Source organism: Pseudomonas sp. RIT-PI-r (assembly GCF_001297015.1).
Lineage (GTDB): Bacteria > Pseudomonadota > Gammaproteobacteria > Pseudomonadales > Pseudomonadaceae > Aquipseudomonas.
Genome location: NZ_LIGE01000023.1, coordinates 75,140 through 93,663, shown reverse-complemented (window position 1 = coordinate 93,663; position 18,524 = coordinate 75,140). Strand labels below are relative to the sequence as shown.

Genomic DNA, 18,524 nt, shown 5'->3' with positions numbered 1-18,524 from the left:
TTACTCCGGCAGCAGGCTTTCGCCGGCAAACAGCTCGGCCACGGTTTCGCGGCGGCGCACTTCAAAAACCTGATCGCCATCTACCAGCACTTCGGCGGCGCGGCCGCGAGTGTTGTAGTTGGAGCTCATCACAAAACCGTAGGCACCGGCCGAATGCACGGCCAGCAGATCGCCTTCGGCCAAGGCCAATTCGCGATCCTTGGCGAGGAAGTCCCCGGTTTCGCAGATCGGGCCAACGATGTCGTATTTGCGCGCAGCGGTGTCACGCGGTTTGACCGCCGTAACGTCCATCCACGCCTGATACAGCGCCGGGCGGATCAGGTCGTTCATCGCTGCGTCGACGATGGCGAAGTCTTTGTGTTCGGTGTGCTTGAGGTACTCGACCTGAGTCAGCAGCACGCCGGCGTTGGCAACGATGAAACGGCCTGGCTCGAACACCAGCGCCAGATCACGACCGTTCAGACGCTCGCGCACGGCTTTGATGTAATCGGCAGCCAATGGCGGCTCTTCATCGCGATAACGCACGCCCAAACCACCACCGAGATCGATGTGGCGCAGGTGAATGCCGCAATCGCCGAGACGATCGACCAGATCCAGCAGACGGTCGAGGGCATCGAGGAACGGTGGCAGCGTGGTCAGTTGCGAACCGATGTGGCAGTCGACGCCAACCACTTCCAGGTTCGGCAGATGCGCGGCACGCACGTACACGTCTTCGGCGTCAGCAATGGCGATGCCGAACTTGTTCTCTTTGAGACCGGTGGAAATGTACGGGTGGGTGCCGGCATCGACGTCCGGGTTCACCCGCAGCGATACCGGGGCGCGAACGCCCAGCTCGGCGGCGACCACTTGCAGGCGTTCCAGCTCGTCGGTGGATTCGACGTTGAAGCAGTGCACGCCGACTTCCAGTGCGCGACGCATGTCGTCACGGGTCTTGCCGACACCGGAGAAGACGATCTTGTCAGCGCTGCCGCCAGCAGCCAGTACGCGCTCCAACTCGCCACGGGAAACGATGTCGAAACCGGCGCCGAGACGGGCCAGGACATTCAGCACGCCGAGGTTGGAGTTGGCTTTGACCGCAAAGCAGACCAGGTGCGGCATGCCGGCCAAGGCATCGGCGTAAGCCAGATACTGGGCTTCGATGTGTGCGCGCGAGTAAACATAAGTAGGCGTGCCGAAGCGATCGGCAATGGCGGACAGCGCCACACCTTCCGCGAACAGTTCCCCGCCACGGTAGTTAAAAGCGTCCATGGCGATCCCTTATTGGTAAACGTCGTGCTTGTGTGCTTTGGACGGTTGCTTCTGCGAAGACTGGGCTTGCTCGGCCGGGTCCTGATCGTCATCCGGCAGGTACAGCGGGCCTTTTTGACCACAGGCCGAAACGAGGCAGGCAACCGCGACGAGCGCAGCAAGGGAAGAGATCAGGCGCTTCATGGCGAAATCCTTGAAAATGCGTTAATTGCGCCGGAGTATACCGGCCACCCGGCAGCTTGCCTATGCGAGGGGGTTCCCGTCCGGCGGGGCTTGCCCAAAGCTGCCCGAACCGCCGCAATCTCCTGTAGGAGTGAGCCTGCTCCTGATAGCGGAGTGTCAGATACATATATGTTGACTGACACACCGCTATCGCGAGCAGCCTCACTCCTACAAGGGTTGGGTGTCAGGCGTGGGGCAGGGTGCTTGGTCGTTAATCTTTGCAATCGGCCGGCAGCGTCCGTATCTTTCGGCGCTTGAGCCTGATCAGACATTTTTTGAGGTTGCCGCAATGAGTTTGTCCGAAGCCCGTTTCCACGATCTGGTCGATGAAACCCAGGAAAAACTGGAAGACATCTTTGATGAAAGCGACCTGGATATCGACATGGAGAACTCGGCCGGTGTGCTCACCGTCAAGTTCGAAAACGGCTCGCAGCTGATCTTCAGCCGTCAGGAGCCGCTGCGTCAGCTGTGGCTGGCGGCGGTGTCCGGTGGTTTCCACTTCGACTACGACGAAGAAAGCGAGCGCTGGATGTGCGACAAGAGCGAAGAGCAACTGGGCGAAATGCTCGAGCGCATCGTCAAGCAACAGGCCGGCGCCGAATTCGATTTCGAAGGTCTGTGATTCCGTGACTGATACCGCTCCCGTTCGTCCACCGAAGCCGCTTTACAGCAATGTCAGCGCGGCAGTGCCTTCGCCGTGCAGCGGCGTGTGCCGACTGGACGAGCAAAAGGTCTGCCTCGGCTGCTTCCGCCATGTCGAAGACATACGCGAATGGCGCTCGGCGGACGACGAGCGCCGCCGGGTCATCTGCGCTCAGGCCGCAGACCGACGCGACTCCTCAATGTAGGAGCTGCCGAAGGCTGCGATCTTTTGATCTTTAATCTTTAGAAGCAAAGATCGCAGCCTGCGGCAGCTCCTACAGGGGTGGCCGGGTGGATGACTTGTATATTTTTTGAGCTGTGATAGTGTCCGAACACGCCTCAACCCATCGAGGCCTGGTGAAAACCCCGTCTTTTTTGGCGGGGTTTTGCTTTTTTTGTGTGCAGAAGAAAGGAGTCTGCCCGGATCATGACCGCACCTTCCATCACCCTTACCCGTCTGGACGTGCAACGTCTGGAGCGCCTGATCGACAACCTGAACGAGAAAGACCAGGCTGCGCCGGGCGTGATTGCGCTGCAAACCGAGCTGGACCGCGCCGATACCGTGGTCGGCCACGATGAAGTGCCCGCTGATGTCGTGACCATGAATTCCCGTGTGCATTGCCGCGAAGAAGGCAGTGGCAAGGATTACCACCTGACGCTGGTCTACCCCAAGGATGCCAACGCCGATGAAGGCAAGATCTCCATTCTGGCGCCCGTCGGCAGCGCACTGCTGGGCCTGAAAGTCGGTCAGCACATCGACTGGCCGGCTCCAGGTGGCAAGACCCTCAAGCTGACCCTGCTCGAAGTCGAGTCGCAGCCGGCCAACGGTGGCGCCTTCCCCGAGTAACCCCGCCTCAGACCTGTTCGAGCGCCTCGTTCAGGGCGCGCTCCAGGTCAGCCTTGTAGCGCAGATACAGATTGCTTGAGCTCTGCCCATCACCGAGCAGGCCCGAAAGGTCGAGGTCGGTGATGTAGCAGCGATAGCGTTCGCTTTCGCGGCGCTGCTCGACGATCTCCCGGGCGACCACGCTGAACAGCTGGTCGCCATGCTCCAGCTCGCTGAATTCCCGTTGATTGCAATACAAAGTGACCTGCACTTCGCCCGGTGTGGCTTTGCCGACGATCGCCTGCACGTCGTAGAACGGCTTGTTCACGGGCGTCTGCGGTGCTGGTCGCACTTCCACTCGTCGTGCGCGCCCTTGGCCGGAAGGCAATAACTGGTAATACAAAGTGTCGAGGCGCACCTCCGCGCTGCCATCCATCGGTAGCACCGCTTCGCGGCGGAACAGGATCGATTGCAGGAAACGCTGCAGCGGCACCAGCAGACTCTGCTCGTCGTGGTACGGCAAATGCTGCTGCCACAGCGCGTTGAATTCATCCAGCACGTACAGCTCGGCCTGCTGCTCGGTGATCCGGTAGAACACCTGAATGCATTCCGGCTGGCCCATCGGCAGGATCAGCGCGAGGTCGTGTTCTTCCAGCGCCATCGGGTCCAGATGCAGCGGGCTGTAGCGCGGCTGCTCTTCACCGAGGTAATCCAGCAACGCCGGCAGGGTGGCGAGGGCGACATGGTTGACCTGGCCCGGCACCAACTCCAAAACGTGATAGTGCTGCTGCACCTGAATCAAATAGCGGTGGTTCAAATCACTGAGCAGCAGGTTTTGCGCGGTGTCGACGATTTCCTCGACGCGGCGGGCGATGAATTGCGCGCGGTTGTGGCAGAAGCAGCGCACTTTCAGCGAGGGCTGCAACGGTCCGCGTGGCAGATTGTTGAGGTAGTCGCGCAGGCAGTCGAGCAAAGCGTGAGGCCCGTCGAAACGGTTGACCAACACCTCGTTCCAGCTGTTGAGCGTGACCTGATCGAGCGTCAGCACGAGGTTTTCGCGCACACCGGCGTAGCTCAATGAGTCAGTGCGCTCGGTGGTCATCAGGATATTCAGGTCGCGGTGATGCTTGAGCGGGTCGACGCCGACGTTGACCAGCATCAGCACTTCACTCGGCACGGCGGCCCGCAGCAACGGCTCTTCGGCCACGGTGGCCAAGGGCAGGGCGATGCACTGCTGCAGGCTGCCGAGCAGGTTGAACAGCTCGAACTCGCTCAGGTCGCTGTTGCCGGGATGCAGAGCCAGTCGCGTGCTGCTGTCGATCACGCCGTTGCGGTGGCACCAGGTCAGCAGTTCGAGCAGCTCGCGACTGCGCTTGATCGGTGCGAAGTGTTCCCACTCCAGCGCGGTCAGGCTGCCGTTGTAGAGGCCCCACTGAGTTTGCCCCGGTTCCTTTTTATTGCGCGACTGCACCAGGGTCAAAGTATCTTCAGCCAGATCCGGGGCGATACCGGGATTGATGAACTCGACCTTGTCGGCCTTGCGTTCGAACGCAGCGTAGAGACGGCGACCGAGGACGTTGAGATCGCGCTTGTTGATCAGGCTGACAGTCTGCTCGGTACGGGCGAACTGGGTCAGGAAGCGGTAGCTGTAATTCAGTTCGTTGACCAGCGCGCGGCGCTCGGCGCTGACTTGACGGACTTTCCACTGGCTGCGGCTATCGAGCAGGGCGAGTTGGCGCTGATCCCAATGCCATTCACTGGCCAGCCTTTCCAGCAATGAACGCTGCCAGCTTTGGGTGCGGCTGTTGCCGGTGAGCTTGCGGTTGACCTTCAGGTACAGCGCGCGGCGCACCAGTTCCAGACGTTCCGGCTCATTGCGCGCAGTCAGATATTCCTCGATGCGCCGGTACACGACCATGTACGGGTCCAGCTCGTCGAGATCGAGCTGATTGGCGAACACAGCTTTCTTGAAGCGCAGGCTCAGGCACTGCACGCGCGGGTGTTCGCTGGCGTAGACCTCGGTCAGCAGCAGTTTGAGTACCGATTTGTAGGGTGACTCGATGCCCTTGAACAATTGCCACAGGCCGGCGCCAATGAACTCGCCCGGCGGAATCGTCGCCAAGTGGCCGAGGTCGAGGGTTTCGTCGGCCCGAATAAAACGCTTCGACAGCAACGTGTGGGTGTATTGGTCGTAGGCGGTTTCTTCGTAGACCGGCACCAGCCACCAGATCGGCGTGCGCCCGGCCAGCCAGATCGCCGTGCGGTAGAACTCGTCCAGTAGCAGATAGTGCTGAGTGGTTCCGCAGTTTTCCGAGCTGAGCTGGGTGTCGCGTTCGCCTTTGACGAAGCGCACCGGGTCGATGAGAAAGAAATGCGCTTCGGCACCTTGGCTGGCCGCCCAGATTTCGAGCAACTGACATTTTTTGCTCAGTTCGGCGAGTTCGTTTTCGCCTAGGTCTGGCGCGTGGCAAACCCACACGTCCATGTCGCTTTGATCGGCCTGCGCCAGCGTGCCAAGGCTGCCCATCAGGAAAAGGCCATGAATCGGTCGCGGCGGATTGCTGCCATGGCGCGGCTTGTAGGAAAACGAACGGGTCAGGCGCTGAGCTTCGACAAGCGCATCGGCGTCCGGCTCGTAATTGGACACTCCGGCCGGTGTACTGCCCGAGACATAACCCGGCAGCAGCGGATGGTTGACGTGGAAGAACAGCGGCAACAGCGTCAACACGCTCTGTTGGCGTGTCGACAGGCCTTCAAGGGCGCGGCCGAGGCGGCCTTCATTGAGTTTGAGAAAGCGTGCGCGCAGCTGGCTGAGGACCTTGCGGTCGATACCTTCGTCCAGGTCAGGGCGGATTTCGTGGGTGCGCGTCATGTCAGCTCAAACCGGCTCGCAGGCTCGGACGTAGAGGGTCTCGGAATGTCAGGCAGTTTAGCCTTAGCGCAGCGGGACTTTTAAGCTGAATTTGTTTTTGACGTCAGATTTCTATCGCGAGCGACCGGGCAGGCCCGCGGAAATCCCGTGGCAGGAGTTCCCGTGGGCAAAGTCGGGGAGGATCAGGCGGTTTCCTGCTCTCTCAGAATGGTCAGCACGGTTTGCACATTTTGTGCGGCGTCGCGACCGAGGCTGGTCAGATAACCGCCATCGGGCTGATCGGTCAGGTCTTTTTCAAAGAGGCGTTTGGCGGCAGAAATATGTTTCGGGGCAGCGGTCTGATGAATTTTCAAACCTTCCTGGGAACTGTCCAGGGGAAAGAGTGCGAGGACTTCCAGTTCGGCAACCAACTCAGGGGTAAGCGACATAAGGACTCCAGACTTTCTAGGAATTGGACGACAGCGCCCCTAAGGTGAACCCGCTTTTGCGGCATGTCCAGTGCTCAGATCAGGGATTTTGTCTTGAGGCGGATTCCAGTGTAGTCGGGGCCCGGGAGTTGGCTGGATGGATACGTTACAAACATTGTAGAGTGAGCCTGCTCGCGATAGCGGAGTGCCTGTCAGCATAGTCTTCACTGACAGGACGCTATCGCGAGCAGGCTCACTCCTACAGGATCGGGGCTTACTGCTTTTCTGGCGGTAATTCCGGCAATGCACGCAACGCCGCTTCGTACCATTCGGTATCAAATGCACGGTCTTCATCAAGCATCGCGTCAATCTCGTAGGCCAGCACATGCGCCATCAGATTGAGGATCTCTTCGCGCTCCACACCCACCAGTGTCAGCTTGTTGAAAGTCGCTTTGGCTGCTGGTGGGTTGTCGCTTTCGATCTGGTTCTCGATGGCTTCGATCAAAGTAGCCTCGGTGAACTCTTCTTCGTCGTTGTCGATGTCTGTCGGCTCGCTCATGGCAGGCTCCTCATGGAAAGGCGCCAGTTTACCCGCATTCAGCGGCGTGATGCTGCTGGCGGGATTTGCCCCGGCGATCTATAAACAGGCACTGCCCACCCCGCACGGCCTGGAGGCTATGTGATGCTCAAGCTCTACGGATTCTCAGTCAGCAACTACTACAACATGGTCAAACTGGCGCTGCTGGAAAAAGGCCTGCCGTTCGAAGAGGTCACGTTCTACCCGACACCGACCCCGGAATCACTGGCCATCAGCCCGCGCGGCAAAGTACCGGTGCTGGGCGTGGACGCCGGTTTCATTAACGAGACCGCGATCATTCTCGAATACCTCGAACAGACCCAGAAAGGCACGCCGCTGCTGCCGAGCGATCCGTTCGAGCGCGCGCAGGTGCTGGCGATCGCCAAGGAAATCGAGCTGTACATCGAGTTGCCGGGGCGTGCCTGTTATGGCGAAGCATTTTTCGGCATCAGCCTGCCGGAGGCGATCAAGGAAAAGACCAAGACTGAATTGCAGCTGGGTTTTGCGGCGCTGGGCCGGCACGGCAAATTCGCCCCGTACGTGGCGGGCGACAGCCTGAGCATTGCCGATTTGTACTTCCTCTACAGCGTACCGCTGGCCTGTGCGGTCGGGCAGAAGCTGTTCGGGATTGATTTGCTGGCAGAGATGCCGCAGGCGAAAGCATTGCTGGAGAAGCTTGAGCAGAATCCGCATGTGCAGAAGATTGCGGCGGACAAGGAAGCGGCGATGCCGGCGTTTTTGGCGATGATCGCTGCCAAGAAGTGAGGTTTGTAGTGAGTTGAAGGCAGCTATCGCGAGCAGGCTCACTCCTGCAGGGGAACGCATTCCAATGTAGGAGTGAGCCTGCTCGCGATGCTTTTGGCTTTTGGCTGTTAGCGGCTAGCGATCAGGGCCTGACCGCGCACCACAGCCGCTTTGACCTGCGCCGGCGCAGTGCCGCCGATATGGTCACGGGCATTCACCGAGCCTTCCAGGGTCAGCACGGCAAACACGTCCTGCTCGATCTGGTCGCTGAACTGGCGCAGTTCTTCCAGGCTCATCTCGGCCAGATCCTTGCCAGTGTCCACGCCGTATTTCACGGCGTGGCCAACGATCTCGTGGCAATCACGGAACGGCAAGCCACGACGCACCAGATAGTCCGCCAGATCGGTCGCGGTGGAGAAACCACGTAGCGCTGCTTCACGCATGATCGCGTGCTTCGGTTTGATCGCCGGAATCATGTCGGCGAAGGCCCGCAGCGAGTCGCGCAGCGTATCGGCAGCGTCGAACAGCGGCTCTTTGTCTTCCTGGTTGTCCTTGTTGTAGGCCAGCGGTTGGCCCTTCATCAAGGTCAGCAGGCCCATCAGTGCGCCGAACACACGGCCGGTCTTGCCGCGCACCAGCTCTGGCACGTCAGGGTTTTTCTTTTGCGGCATGATCGAGCTGCCGGTGCAGAAACGGTCCGGCCGATCGCTGAACTGGAATTGCGCGCTGGTCCACAGCACCAGCTCTTCGGAGAAACGCGACAAGTGCATCATCGCGATGCTCGCGGCCGAGCAGAATTCGATGGCGAAGTCGCGATCGGAAACGTTGTCCAGCGAGTTGCCGCCCACAGCATCGAAACCCAGCAGTTGCGCGGTGTATTCGCGGTCGATCGGGTAGGTGGTGCCGGCCAGCGCAGCACTGCCCAGTGGCATGCGGTTGGTGCGCTTGCGGCAGTCGACCAGACGCTCGTAGTCGCGGCTGAGCATTTCGAACCAGGCCAGCATGTGGTGCCCGAAGGTCACTGGCTGCGCGGTCTGCAAGTGGGTGAAGCCGGGCATGATGCTCGCGGCTTCGCGCTCGGCTTGTTCCAGCAGGCCTTTTTGCAGGCGGGTGATTTCGGCGAGGATCAGGTCGATTTCGTCGCGCAGCCACAGGCGGATGTCGGTGGCCACCTGATCGTTACGGCTGCGCCCGGTGTGCAGCTTCTTGCCGGTGACGCCGATGCGATCGGTCAGGCGCGCCTCGATGTTCATGTGCACGTCTTCGAGATCGATGCGCCAGTCGAACTGGCCGGCCTCGATTTCGCCCTGAATGGTCTTCAGGCCATCAATGATGCTGTCGCGCTCGGCATCGGTCAGCACGCCGACCTTGGCCAGCATGGTGGCGTGGGCGATCGAGCCCATGATGTCGTGGCGATACAGGCGCTGGTCGAAAGTGACGGAGGCGGTGAAGCGGGCGACGAAGGCGTCGACGGGTTCACTGAAGCGGCCGCCCCAGGACTGATTGGTCTTGTCAGTGCTCATGAATTCGCTCGTATCGGCTTGAAGAAAAAAGGCGTGAAACGCTGGCGCGGATAATAACAGGGTTGCCCGGACTGTCGCTGACACCGGTCGATACGTTTTTTTCTCATTGGCTCGGCCATAGTCGGCGCTGCCCCCGGCGGATTTGCGCAAGGATATTTTTCGATTGAGCAATGTCGTTCCGACGAGCGTCTACAGTAGGACATAAGGGTCGGCGTGACTGCGGATCGCGCAAAGGTCTGACCGCCGACTATAAGAAGAGGGGGTGGGTGCAATTGTCCTTCGGCAATCCCCGTGAAAAACGCGAGAAACGGCGGGCTTCGAGCGGTACGAACCGGACACTGGCAAATATTGCTGGCCGACGTACGGCACTTTTTGGCGCTCGGGCTAGTCTTAGCGTGGATCGCGGTGACGGACGTCACTTCACCTGTCTACGCTATCCTTGTGCGAGACTCACGCAGGAATCCAGCGCAATATGAATGTCCTGATCGTTGATGACGAACCACTGGCTCGCGAGCGCCTCAGCCGAATGGTGAGCGAGCTCGAGGGTTATACAGTTCTGGAGCCCAGCGCCACGAATGGCGAGGAGGCGTTGGCACTGATCGACAGCCACAAGCCGGATATCGTGCTGCTCGATATCCGCATGCCAGGCCTCGATGGCCTGCAGGTTGCTGCCCGTCTGTGCGAACGAGAAACGCCGCCCGCCGTGGTGTTTTGCACCAGCCCCGATGAATTTGCCGTGGAAGCCCTGCAGGCCAGCGCCGTGGGCTATGTGGTGAAACCCGTGCGAACCGAACATCTGCATGACGCCCTGAAACGGGCTGAACGTCCCAACCGGGCGCAACTCTCGGCCCTGACCCGTCCCGCTGCCGAAAGCGGCACCGGCCCGCGCAGCCACATCAGCGCCCGCACCCGCAAAGGTATCGAACTGATCCCGCTGGATCAGGTGGTCTATTTCATTGCGGACCATAAATACGTGACCTTGCGCCACGAGGCCGGTGAAGTGCTGCTGGACGAACCGCTGAAGGCGCTGGAAGACGAGTTCGGCGAGCGCTTTGTGCGTATCCACCGCAACGCCCTGGTCGCCCGCGACCGCATCGAACGTCTGCAACGTACGCCGCTGGGGCATTTCCAGTTGTTCCTCAAAGGGCTCAATGGCGATGCGCTGATCGTTAGCCGTCGGCATGTCGCCGGTGTGCGCAAAATGATGCAGGGCCTGTAGCCCGGTATTTTCCGGTGCTTCGAACTTCTTTTCACCGGGCATTGCAGGCCAGGGAGGCCGCGCCGACTCTGATTCAAGTCAAAGTGGATTTGGCTGAGCTGTTATTATCCGCCGTATCTATTCAGTACGGATTGATCCATGTCCTCTCGCGAAATCCGCATCGCCACCCGTAAAAGTGCGCTGGCCCTCTGGCAGGCCGAATACGTCAAAGCCCGTCTGGAAGCGGCCCACCCGGGCCTGTTGGTGACGCTGGTGCCCATGGTCAGTCGCGGCGACAAGCTGCTCGATTCGCCATTGTCGAAGATCGGCGGCAAGGGCCTGTTCGTCAAGGAACTGGAAACCGCACTGCTGGAAAACCAAGCCGACATCGCCGTGCATTCGATGAAAGACGTGCCGATGGACTTCCCGGAAGGCCTCGGTCTGTTCTGCATCTGCGAACGTGAAGACCCGCGCGATGCCTTCGTTTCCAATACCTATGCCAGCCTCGACGCGTTGCCTGCCGGCGCCATCGTCGGTACCTCGAGCCTGCGTCGTCAGGCGCAATTGCTGACGCGCCGCCCGGATCTTGAGATCCGCTTCCTGCGCGGCAACGTCAACACCCGTCTGGCCAAGCTCGATGCCGGTGAGTACGACGCGATCATCCTTGCGGCGGCCGGCCTGATCCGTCTCGGTTTTGAAGATCGCATCACCTCGGCGATCAGCGTCGATGACAGCCTGCCGGCCGGTGGTCAGGGCGCGGTCGGCATCGAATGCCGCAGTGCCGACACTGAAATCCACGCCTTGCTCGCGCCGCTGCACCACGCCGATACCACGTCGCGCGTCACCGCCGAGCGTGCCCTCAACAAACATTTGAATGGCGGCTGCCAAGTGCCGATCGCCTGCTACGCCGTGCTCGAAGGCGAGCAGTTGTGGTTGCGCGGTCTGGTCGGTGAGCCGAGCGGTGGCAAGCTGCTCAGCGCAGAAGCCCGGGCACCACGCGCCGAGGCCGAAGCGCTCGGTGTGCAGGTTGCCGAAGACCTGTTGCGCCAGGGTGCTGCCGATATTCTCAAAGCGGTCTACGGCGAGGCAGGTCACGAGTGACCGGTTGGCGCCTGCTGCTGACGCGCCCTGCGGAGGACTGTGCGGCGCTGGCGCAGACGTTGGCCGAGCAGGGGATTTTCAGTAGCTGTTTGCCGCTTCTGGACATTGTTCCGCTGCCGGTCTCTGCGAAAATCCGTCAGGCGATTGCGCGGTTGCCGGGTTGCAAAGCGGTAGTCGTGGTCAGCAAACCGGCGGCTCGCATTGCGCTGGATCTGCTCGGTAATTCGTCTTCGCTGGCGATGCCGTGGTTCAGCGTCGGCGCGGCAACTGCGCAGATTCTTAGCGATCATGGTCTGGACGCGAACTTCCCGGCCGCCGGCGATGACAGCGAAGCATTGCTGCAATTACCGCGTCTGCGTGAGGCCGTCAGTCAGCCCGGTGCGCAGGTATTGATCCTGCGCGGCGAGGGCGGTCGCGAGCTACTCGCCGAGCGCCTGCGTGCGCTTGGTGCTAGTGTCGAGTATCTGGAATTGTATCGACGTGACCTGCCAGCCTATCCGCCGCAGGAGCTGTCGCGGCGGATTGAAGCGGAACGCTTGAACGGGCTGGTGGTCAGCAGTGGACAGGGTTTCGAGCACTTGCAGCAGATGGCCGGCGATGCCTGGTCGAGCATTGCGCAGTTGCCGTTGTTTGTTCCAAGCCCAAGGGTCGCCGAGCTGGCACGTGCCGCCGGGGCTCAAACAGTTGTGGATTGCCGCGGCGCGAGTGCCGCGGCTTTGCTGACGGCGCTGCGGGAACGTCCCCAGCCCGTTTTCTAATGCAAAGGATGGATACGTGAGCGAAACAGCCTTGCCTAAAGATGATGTCCAGCCTGTGATCGACGCCCAGGTTGAAACCCCACCGCCGGCCACAGAGCCGCGCCGAGGCAATGGACTGGCCATCGTCGCCCTGTTGCTCGGCGCTGCCGGCGTCGCGATCGGGGGCTGGGGTGTCTGGCAGGGGCGCCACCTGCAGACCAACACGCAACAGCAGTCCGGTGAAGTGCAGGCATTGAACGATCAGGCGCAGAGCCTGAAGCTCAATGAACAGCGTCTGACCGAGCGCCTCGCGCAGTTGCCGGGCGCCGATGAACTTGCCGAGCGCCAGCGTCTGGTGACGCAGCTTCAGGGTGATCAGCAGCGCCTCAATCAGCGTCTGGAAACAGTGCTGGGGGCCAGCCGCAAGGACTGGCGTCTGGCCGAGGCCGAGCACTTGTTGCGTCTGGCCAGCCTGCGTCTTTCGGCATTGCAGGACATCAGCAGCGCACAGGCCTTGGTGCAAGGCGCGGATGAAATCCTTCGTGAACAGAATGACCCCGGCTCGTTTGCCGCTCGCGAGCAAGTGGCGAAAACCCTCGTCGCTTTGCGCAGCACGGCACAACCGGATCGCACCGGTCTGTTCCTGCGCCTCGGCGCGTTGCGCGATCAGGTCATCGACCTCACCGAGCTGGCGCCGGAGTACAAGGATCGTGGTGAATCGCTGCTGGGCCTGACCGCCGATGGCGATGGCGCCAGTCGCTGGGCGCAATGGTGGGATCAGGTTTCGCGCTACATCCGCATCGATTTCAACGCTGACAAGAATGTGCGACCGCTGCTGGCCGGGCAGAGCCTGAGTCAGGTGCGCCTGGCCTTGAGCCTGGCGCTTGAGCAGGCGCAGTGGGCAGCCCTGAATGGTCAGGCGCCGGTCTACACCCAGGCGCTGGCCGAGGCGCGGGATGTGCTCAAAGGCAATTTCAATCCGGACAACCCGCAAAGCAAAGTGATGCTGGAGCAGGTCGCCGAGCTGAGCAAGGAACCGGTCACGGTCAATACCCCGGATCTGGCTGGCACCCTGAGTGCGGTGCAGGCATATCTGGAGCGACGTAACGTCAATGCTGAAGAGTCGGTGAAACCGTTCGCCAAACCTGCCGCCAACACCGCGCAGGAGGCCACGCCATGAAACGCCTGTATGTAATCGTGTTTCTGGTGATCGCGGCGACGGCGGCGTTGGGTTTTGCCGTGGCGCAGCATTCCGGTTACGTGTTGATCGCTTACCAGAGCTTGCGCTATGAAGCGAGCTTGTGGGCGACACTCGCGGTGATCGCGGTGTTGTGGCTGCTGATCTGGGGCATCAAGGCGCTGGTCGAACTGGTCATGACCTCCAGCGGCGTGGTCAATCCATGGTCGCGGCGCAATCGCAGTCGTCGCGTGCAGGTGGCCATCGAGCACGGTCAACTGGATCTGGCGGAAGGCCGTTGGGCCAGCGCGCAGCGGCATTTGTCTCGCGCAGCTGAAGCCGAGCGCCAACCGCTTTTGTACTACCTTGGCGCTGCACGTGCGGCCAACGAGCAGGGTAATTACGAAGAGTGCGATCACTTGCTGGAGCGTGCACTGGAACGTCAGCCGCAAGCCGAGTTGGCGATTGCCTTGAGTCATGCGCAGTTGCAGACCGATCGCGGTGATACCGATGGTGCGCTGGTCACGCTGCAGGCGATGCATGAGCGCCACCCGCGCAATGCGCAGACGTTGCGTCAGTTGCAGCGCTTGCATCAACAGCGCGGTGAGTGGTCGTCGGTGATCCGTCTGTTGCCGGAGCTGCGCAAGGATAAAGTCCTGCCGCCAGCAGAACTGACTGAACTGGAGCGTCGTGCCTGGGGTGAGAACCTTTCGCTGGCGGCGCATCGCGAGGAGGACGGGACGGTAGGGCTGCAGTCGCTCAAGCGCGCATGGGAACAGCTCACCTCGGCGCAGCGTCAGGAGCCGCCGCTGGTGTTGGCGTATGCGGAACAGCTACGTCAGCTGGGCGCTCAGGTCGAAGCGGAGGAAGTGCTGCGAACCGCTATCAAGCGCAGGTACGACAGTCATCTGGCGCGTCTTTATGGTCTGGTGCGCGGCAGCGATCCGGCGCGCCAGTTGCAAACGGCGGAAGGCTGGCTCAAGGAACACCCGGCCGATCCAAGCCTGCTGTTGACCCTGGGACGTCTGTGCCTGCAAACCAGTTTGTGGGGCAAGGCTCGGGACTATCTGGAAAGCAGCCTGCGCGTACAGCGTAATCCCGAAGCCTGTGCAGAGCTGGCACGCCTGCTTGCACAGCTCGGCGATACCGAACGCAGTAATCAACTGTTTCAAGAGGGCCTTGGCCTGCTCGATGAGCGTCTTCTGGCCGCGCCATTGCCGGTTCCGGTTCATGCATGAAATAACAGGGGGAGGGGCGTGCTCCCTCCTGCACCGGATGACAGAAAAATCCTCGCCAAGACGCGTCCCAGGCAAAGTCCTACAGCGTCCTACATCAATTCCTCTCTTGCCTGTCGGGATTTCCCTACACCTCTGGTGAAGTGTCGGCAGCTGCCTGCCTTGAAAGGCCGACGCGCTTTCCTCTACCGTAACTGCCTGTCTCTACTGTTACGGAAAAGCCATGTCGTTGGCCTGCTCACGCTCCTTGTTTTTCATTGCTTTCACTGCGGGGGCTGTCGCCCTGGGAGCTTCCTATTACCTTGAATACGCGGTTGGGCTGGTGCCGTGCAGCCTGTGCCTGGTTCAGCGACTGTGCATGACACTGCTGACCGTCTGCTGTGGTCTGGCGGCGGTACATGGACCGCGACGTGCCGGTCTCTCGCTCTACTGGGTGTTTGCGCTTTGCGCGAGCCTCGGAGGTACGGCGGCGGCCTGGCGGCAGGTGTTGATGCAGAGCGATTCGGTGCTACAACTGGTCGAATGTTCGCCTGCTCCCGAGACATTCTTCAGCAACATGCCCTGGTTGTGCGCGGTCCTGCGCATGGTGAGCGGCACCGCCGATTGTGTGGAAATTTCCTGGACGCTGTTCGACCTGAGCATCCCTGAATGGAGTCTGCTGTTTTTTGTGGCAATGTCGATTCTGGCGTTTTACCAACTGATACGACTGGTCTGGAACGCTCTGCAACAACCGCTCAGCGGCGAAGCGTCGCACCGCAGGCCGATCAGGGATTAAACACTTGTATGAACTTTATCTCCTGCGTACCTTGAAGCCATAGGCGTGCGGGCATAATCTGGCCCGCACGTGTCATTGGATTTATGTTGCTCGATGACGCTCTGCCCGGCCGACCCCCAAGCCAACATCAAAAGAGGGGCGCGGGTGTAGAGCAGCATGACCCACAAGGGAAGAGAGATCGCCATGCTCGAAAGTTGTCAGAATGCTCAGGAACGCTGGGGTGGAGTTCATCTGCTGATCGACCGCTGGTTGCAGGAGCGTGAAGATCTGATCGGTGCCTACGACAAGCTCGGTGCGCAGCCTGAGTCGCTGTCCGAGAGCCGCAAGCCTTTGCAGGAATTCTGCGGCGTGCTGGTCGATTACGTCTCGGCAGGGCACTTCGAAATCTACGAACAGCTGACTGGCGAAGCCAAGGCGTTCAACGACAAGCGCGGCCTTGAACTTGCCGATACGATCTATCCGCGTATCGATGTCATCACCGAGAAGCTGCTCGCGTTCAACGATCTGTGCGATGAAGGCAAATGCGTTGCCGAGAAATTCAAAGAGCTCGGTGGCCTGCTGCACGAGCGCTTCGAACTCGAAGATTGTTTGATTGAAGTGCTGCACACAGCACACAAGGAAGAAGATCCGGTTCAGGCCTGATCCCGAACGCTGATAAAAAAAACGGTGCGCCCGAAAGCGCACCGTTTTTTATTGCCTGATCAACTCGTCGCGCCGCGCAATTCCACCTCGAACACCAGCGGCGTGAAAGGCGCGATCAGGTCACCGGCACCGTCGGCGCCATAGGCCTGATCCGAAGGAATCACCAAGCGCCATTTCGCCCCCACCGGCATGTTTTGCAATGCAGTGCGCCAACCGGCAATCACGCTGTCGAGGTTGAACCATTGCGGCTGGGTGTTTTGATCGAACACCGTGCCATCAGGCAGGCGACCTGTATACAACACCTGCACTTTTCCATCCGGGCCGGCCTTGGCCCCGGTGCCTGGTGCCAGCTCGGTCAGCAGGATGCCGTCAGCCAATTCCTTCACACCCGGTTTGGCTTTTTCGGTGGTGAGAAAACGCTGTTCGTTTTCCATCGCGGCGTCGCTCGAAGGTTGCGAAGAACGCTCGGCATTCTGCGACTCGTGATCGGCGAGGATCTGTTCGATGCGAGCTTCGCTCAGTGCCAGTGGCTTGCCCTGATAGGCTTGCTGCAAGCCTTCGATCAATGCCTGAATCTGCAATTGTGGCACTTCCTGACGCAACCGTTCGCCCAGGCTTGCACCGAGGCTGTAGGCCAGATCATGAGCGTCATTCGCGGTGGTTTTTTCGTCGGCGTGGGCTGCCGAAAAAACCATGCAGAGGGATAAAAAAAGGTAGCGCGACATGGGCACTCTCCGTCCTGAGATGCGGTGGATTATGCCAGCGCGAACGTCTGCAACGGTGAACTGCTTTTGCCTTCGCGCAGAACATTTTCACTTCGGTGCAACGCAACGCAATCGATACTGTCAAGATGCCCTAGCGGCGGTAACTGCAGAGGTCTAGTATGAGCCGCACTCACGTCAGCCAGGAGGTAAACCATGTCGGCCACCAAGAAGCCTGTAAATACTCCGTTGCACTTACTCCAACAACTCTCGGGCAGCTTGCTCGAGCATTTGGAAAACGCTTGCTCGCAAGCCTTGGCTGATGCTGAAAAACTGCTCGCCAAACTGGAAAAGCAACGCGGCAAGGCGCAGGAAAAACTGCACAAATCCCGCACCAAATTGCAGGACGCAGCTGCTGCCGGTAAAGCCAAGGCACAGACCAAAGCCAAGGGCGCAGTGAAAGAACTCGAAGACCTGCTCGATGCCTTGAAAGATCGTCAGTCCGACACCCGCAGCTACATCCTGCAACTCAAGCGCGATGCCCAGGAAAGCCTGAAACTGGCGCAGGGCGTGGGCCGCGTTCAAGAAGCCGTGGGCAAAGTATTGTCGACTCGCTCGGCCAAACCAGCAGCGGCACCGGCGAAGAAAGCCGCGGCCAAACCTGCTGCAGCCAAAGCTCCAGCGAAAACTGCGGCGGCCAAGCCTGCTGCAAAAGCTGCTGCTAAAACCGCTGCCAAGCCCGCTGCAAAAGTACCGGTGAAAGCCGCTGCAAAACCAGCTGTTAAAGCGGCTGCAAAACCTGCAGCGAAGAAACCTGCTGCGGCGAGCGCTGCAAAACCAGCAGCTAAAACCACAGCGGCAAAACCTGCTGCGCGCACTGCCGCTGCCAAGCCGGCTACCCGTGCCGCCGCTGCTAAACCAGCTGCGAAGCCAGCCGCAGCCAAAGCTGCTCCAGCGAAAACCGCCGCTAAACCAGCTGCCAAAGCGGTTGCAAAACCTGCTGCTAAAACCGCTGCCGCTAAACCAGCTGCAGCCAAACCTGCTGCAAAAGCGCCAGCCAAAGCTGCTGCAAAACCGGCTGCAAAACCAGCCGTGAAAGCTGCCGCCAAACCGGCAGCCAAGCCAGCCGCTAAACCGGCCGCTGCTGCCAAACCAGCGACTGCTGCTGCCAAGCCTGCTGCTGCGAAACCAGCCGCCAAGCCAGCTGCAAAACCAGCCGTTAAAAAGCCAGCCGCTGCCAAACCAGCTGCCGCCAAACCGGCTACCGCGCCTGCCGCCAAGCCTGCCGCACCGACAACCTCGGCTGCGCCATCGGCACCTGCTCCAGCCGCGACTACCTCGACCCCTTCGACTGCGCCATCGCCAGCCGCTGCGTCGAGCGTCAGCAATAACCCGACCAGCGCTTCCTAAGTGCCGGTCGCCGCGACGCGCAGCACTTGCAGCGCGTCGCGGTTCGGGTTGGCTGCAGTGCCGGCCAAGCCTTCAAGCCAGGTGATCGAACCTGCGTCGTTTCGCGTCCATTCCTGCGCCACACCTTCAAGCCGTGACAGCAATGCTCGCTCAGCTTCCAGCTCGAGTGACTTGATCTGCTCGCGCATGCCTTTCACCACCGCATCATCCGCCGCACGCGATTTCCATTGCATGCGCAGTGTTCGCAGCGGCTGCACCACATCGATATCCCACGGTTCGGTCAGCGCCTGAAGCTGGCGAACGCGTTGTTCATCGCAAGTCACTGCGCGCTGCTCCAGCCATAAACCGCACAGCAGCAGGCACACATTGGCGCCCGCCGTTTGCAGTTGCAGGCAGGCGTCTTCCACGCCCGGTCGGGCGTAGGTGGCAAGGGAAAAGCTCCACAGGTCAGAGGACATCGTGCTACTCGCGCCAGTTGTGAGCGAAG

Annotated in this window: 20 protein-coding genes and 1 pseudogene; 13 read left to right on the top strand and 8 right to left on the bottom strand. The window is 60.5% G+C overall.

Annotation, left to right across the window (positions count from 1 at the left end):
• Both lysA and lptM read right to left on the bottom strand, forming a co-directional pair.
• Positions 1–1,248 carry a diaminopimelate decarboxylase gene (lysA, locus tag AK821_RS10040; RefSeq protein ID WP_064389521.1) on the bottom strand — a complete coding sequence of 416 codons (1,248 nt, stop codon included), beginning with the start codon at positions 1,246–1,248 and terminating at the stop codon, positions 1–3.
• A gap of 9 nt (positions 1,249–1,257) precedes the next feature.
• Positions 1,258–1,431 (bottom strand): LPS translocon maturation chaperone LptM, encoded by a 174-nt coding sequence (gene lptM / locus AK821_RS29425; RefSeq protein WP_007911098.1) that lies wholly within the window; start codon positions 1,429–1,431, stop codon positions 1,258–1,260.
• A gap of 328 nt (positions 1,432–1,759) precedes the next feature.
• Between lptM and cyaY the strand changes: the two genes are divergently transcribed.
• The 3 genes from cyaY (at position 1,760) to rnk (ending at position 2,959) form a co-directional block, all read left to right on the top strand.
• On the top strand, positions 1,760–2,092 hold the full coding sequence (gene cyaY, locus AK821_RS10035; RefSeq protein ID WP_007911100.1) for an iron donor protein CyaY: 333 nt from the start codon (positions 1,760–1,762) through the stop codon (positions 2,090–2,092).
• Between the two features lie 4 nt (positions 2,093–2,096).
• Entirely contained in the window at positions 2,097–2,318 is a 222-nt protein-coding gene (locus AK821_RS29420; RefSeq protein ID WP_082355427.1) for a DUF1289 domain-containing protein, read from the top strand.
• A 221-nt stretch (positions 2,319–2,539) separates the two neighbouring features.
• Positions 2,540–2,959: a nucleoside diphosphate kinase regulator gene (gene rnk, locus AK821_RS10030; RefSeq protein ID WP_053124969.1), complete on the top strand. Its 420-nt coding sequence runs from the start codon at positions 2,540–2,542 to the stop codon at positions 2,957–2,959.
• Between the two features lie 7 nt (positions 2,960–2,966).
• Here the strand turns inward: rnk and AK821_RS10025 are convergent, their stop codons facing one another.
• The 3 genes from AK821_RS10025 to AK821_RS10015 form a co-directional block, all read right to left on the bottom strand.
• A complete protein-coding gene (locus tag AK821_RS10025; RefSeq protein WP_064389520.1) occupies positions 2,967–5,810 on the bottom strand; it encodes a class I adenylate cyclase in 2,844 nt (947 codons plus the stop codon).
• Positions 5,811–5,992: 182 nt separating this feature from the next.
• On the bottom strand, positions 5,993–6,238 hold the full coding sequence (locus tag AK821_RS10020) for a TIGR02647 family protein (protein ID WP_008084565.1): 246 nt from the start codon (positions 6,236–6,238) through the stop codon (positions 5,993–5,995).
• A 253-nt stretch (positions 6,239–6,491) separates the two neighbouring features.
• Positions 6,492–6,776 (bottom strand): hypothetical protein, encoded by a 285-nt coding sequence (locus AK821_RS10015; RefSeq protein WP_038359149.1) that lies wholly within the window; start codon positions 6,774–6,776, stop codon positions 6,492–6,494.
• 123 nt (positions 6,777–6,899) lie between these two features.
• On the opposite strand from AK821_RS10015, the gene AK821_RS10010 reads away from it, so the two are divergent.
• Positions 6,900–7,559 (top strand): glutathione S-transferase family protein, encoded by a 660-nt coding sequence (locus AK821_RS10010; RefSeq protein WP_064389519.1) that lies wholly within the window; start codon positions 6,900–6,902, stop codon positions 7,557–7,559.
• A 107-nt stretch (positions 7,560–7,666) separates the two neighbouring features.
• On the opposite strand, the gene argH is transcribed toward AK821_RS10010, so the two are convergent.
• The gene (gene argH / locus AK821_RS10005; RefSeq protein WP_064389518.1) at positions 7,667–9,061 is read right to left on the bottom strand and encodes an argininosuccinate lyase; all 1,395 of its coding nucleotides are present in this window, start codon (positions 9,059–9,061) and stop codon (positions 7,667–7,669) included.
• A 242-nt stretch (positions 9,062–9,303) separates the two neighbouring features.
• Here argH and AK821_RS31390 point away from each other — a divergent pair.
• The 8 genes and pseudogenes from AK821_RS31390 to AK821_RS09970 form a co-directional block, all read left to right on the top strand.
• A pseudogene (locus AK821_RS31390) lies at positions 9,304–9,537 on the top strand (sensor histidine kinase); the annotation flags it as partial.
• Positions 9,534–10,280, top strand: coding sequence for a LytR/AlgR family response regulator transcription factor (locus AK821_RS10000; protein WP_007911111.1), 747 nt, complete (start codon positions 9,534–9,536; stop codon positions 10,278–10,280). The pseudogene AK821_RS31390 and the gene AK821_RS10000, both read left to right, overlap by 4 nt.
• Before the next feature lie 138 nt (positions 10,281–10,418).
• Positions 10,419–11,360, top strand: a complete 942-nt coding sequence (hemC, locus tag AK821_RS09995; protein ID WP_064389517.1) for a hydroxymethylbilane synthase — start codon at positions 10,419–10,421, stop codon at positions 11,358–11,360.
• Entirely contained in the window at positions 11,357–12,118 is a 762-nt protein-coding gene (locus AK821_RS09990; RefSeq protein WP_064389516.1) for a uroporphyrinogen-III synthase, read from the top strand. Before hemC ends, AK821_RS09990 begins: the two co-directional genes overlap by 4 nt.
• A gap of 16 nt (positions 12,119–12,134) precedes the next feature.
• A complete protein-coding gene (locus AK821_RS09985; protein WP_064389515.1) occupies positions 12,135–13,277 on the top strand; it encodes a uroporphyrinogen-III C-methyltransferase in 1,143 nt (380 codons plus the stop codon).
• The gene (locus AK821_RS09980) at positions 13,274–14,512 is read left to right on the top strand and encodes a heme biosynthesis protein HemY (protein ID WP_064389514.1); all 1,239 of its coding nucleotides are present in this window, start codon (positions 13,274–13,276) and stop codon (positions 14,510–14,512) included. Before AK821_RS09985 ends, AK821_RS09980 begins: the two co-directional genes overlap by 4 nt.
• Before the next feature lie 220 nt (positions 14,513–14,732).
• A complete protein-coding gene (locus AK821_RS09975) occupies positions 14,733–15,284 on the top strand; it encodes a disulfide bond formation protein B (RefSeq protein WP_064389513.1) in 552 nt (183 codons plus the stop codon).
• 183 nt (positions 15,285–15,467) lie between these two features.
• Positions 15,468–15,926: an Rsd/AlgQ family anti-sigma factor gene (locus AK821_RS09970; RefSeq protein WP_064389512.1), complete on the top strand. Its 459-nt coding sequence runs from the start codon at positions 15,468–15,470 to the stop codon at positions 15,924–15,926.
• 59 nt (positions 15,927–15,985) lie between these two features.
• On the opposite strand, the gene AK821_RS09965 is transcribed toward AK821_RS09970, so the two are convergent.
• Positions 15,986–16,651 (bottom strand): FKBP-type peptidyl-prolyl cis-trans isomerase, encoded by a 666-nt coding sequence (locus tag AK821_RS09965; protein ID WP_064389511.1) that lies wholly within the window; start codon positions 16,649–16,651, stop codon positions 15,986–15,988.
• Between the two features lie 192 nt (positions 16,652–16,843).
• Here AK821_RS09965 and AK821_RS09960 point away from each other — a divergent pair, with 192 nt between their 5' ends.
• Complete coding sequence (locus tag AK821_RS09960) at positions 16,844–18,037, top strand: AlgP family protein (RefSeq protein WP_064389510.1); 1,194 nt, start codon at positions 16,844–16,846, stop codon at positions 18,035–18,037.
• On the opposite strand, the gene AK821_RS09955 is transcribed toward AK821_RS09960, so the two are convergent.
• Positions 18,034–18,495, bottom strand: coding sequence for a TIGR02444 family protein (locus AK821_RS09955; protein ID WP_064389509.1), 462 nt, complete (start codon positions 18,493–18,495; stop codon positions 18,034–18,036). The genes AK821_RS09960 and AK821_RS09955 overlap by 4 nt on opposite strands.
• Between the last annotated feature and the right edge of the window lie 29 nt (positions 18,496–18,524).

Bases quoted from the DNA above. Each gene is read 5' to 3' on its own strand.
- AK821_RS10015 (WP_038359149.1), bottom strand. From the start codon at position 6,776: ATGAGCGAGCCGACAGACATCGACAACGACGAAGAAGAGTTCACCGAG.
- AK821_RS10000 (WP_007911111.1), top strand. From the start codon at position 9,534: ATGAATGTCCTGATCGTTGATGACGAACCACTGGCTCGCGAGCGCCTC.
- AK821_RS09965 (WP_064389511.1), bottom strand. From the start codon at position 16,651: ATGTCGCGCTACCTTTTTTTATCCCTCTGCATGGTTTTTTCGGCAGCC.
- AK821_RS09960 (WP_064389510.1), top strand. From the start codon at position 16,844: ATGTCGGCCACCAAGAAGCCTGTAAATACTCCGTTGCACTTACTCCAA.
- lptM (WP_007911098.1), bottom strand. From the start codon at position 1,431: ATGAAGCGCCTGATCTCTTCCCTTGCTGCGCTCGTCGCGGTTGCCTGC.
- AK821_RS10025 (WP_064389520.1), bottom strand. From the start codon at position 5,810: ATGACGCGCACCCACGAAATCCGCCCTGACCTGGACGAAGGTATCGAC.
- lysA (WP_064389521.1), bottom strand. From the start codon at position 1,248: ATGGACGCTTTTAACTACCGTGGCGGGGAACTGTTCGCGGAAGGTGTG.
- rnk (WP_053124969.1), top strand. From the start codon at position 2,540: ATGACCGCACCTTCCATCACCCTTACCCGTCTGGACGTGCAACGTCTG.
- AK821_RS09970 (WP_064389512.1), top strand. From the start codon at position 15,468: ATGCTCGAAAGTTGTCAGAATGCTCAGGAACGCTGGGGTGGAGTTCAT.
- cyaY (WP_007911100.1), top strand. From the start codon at position 1,760: ATGAGTTTGTCCGAAGCCCGTTTCCACGATCTGGTCGATGAAACCCAG.
- argH (WP_064389518.1), bottom strand. From the start codon at position 9,061: ATGAGCACTGACAAGACCAATCAGTCCTGGGGCGGCCGCTTCAGTGAA.
- AK821_RS10020 (WP_008084565.1), bottom strand. From the start codon at position 6,238: ATGTCGCTTACCCCTGAGTTGGTTGCCGAACTGGAAGTCCTCGCACTC.
- AK821_RS09975 (WP_064389513.1), top strand. From the start codon at position 14,733: ATGTCGTTGGCCTGCTCACGCTCCTTGTTTTTCATTGCTTTCACTGCG.
- hemC (WP_064389517.1), top strand. From the start codon at position 10,419: ATGTCCTCTCGCGAAATCCGCATCGCCACCCGTAAAAGTGCGCTGGCC.
- AK821_RS09955 (WP_064389509.1), bottom strand. From the start codon at position 18,495: ATGTCCTCTGACCTGTGGAGCTTTTCCCTTGCCACCTACGCCCGACCG.
- AK821_RS10010 (WP_064389519.1), top strand. From the start codon at position 6,900: ATGCTCAAGCTCTACGGATTCTCAGTCAGCAACTACTACAACATGGTC.
- AK821_RS09980 (WP_064389514.1), top strand. From the start codon at position 13,274: ATGAAACGCCTGTATGTAATCGTGTTTCTGGTGATCGCGGCGACGGCG.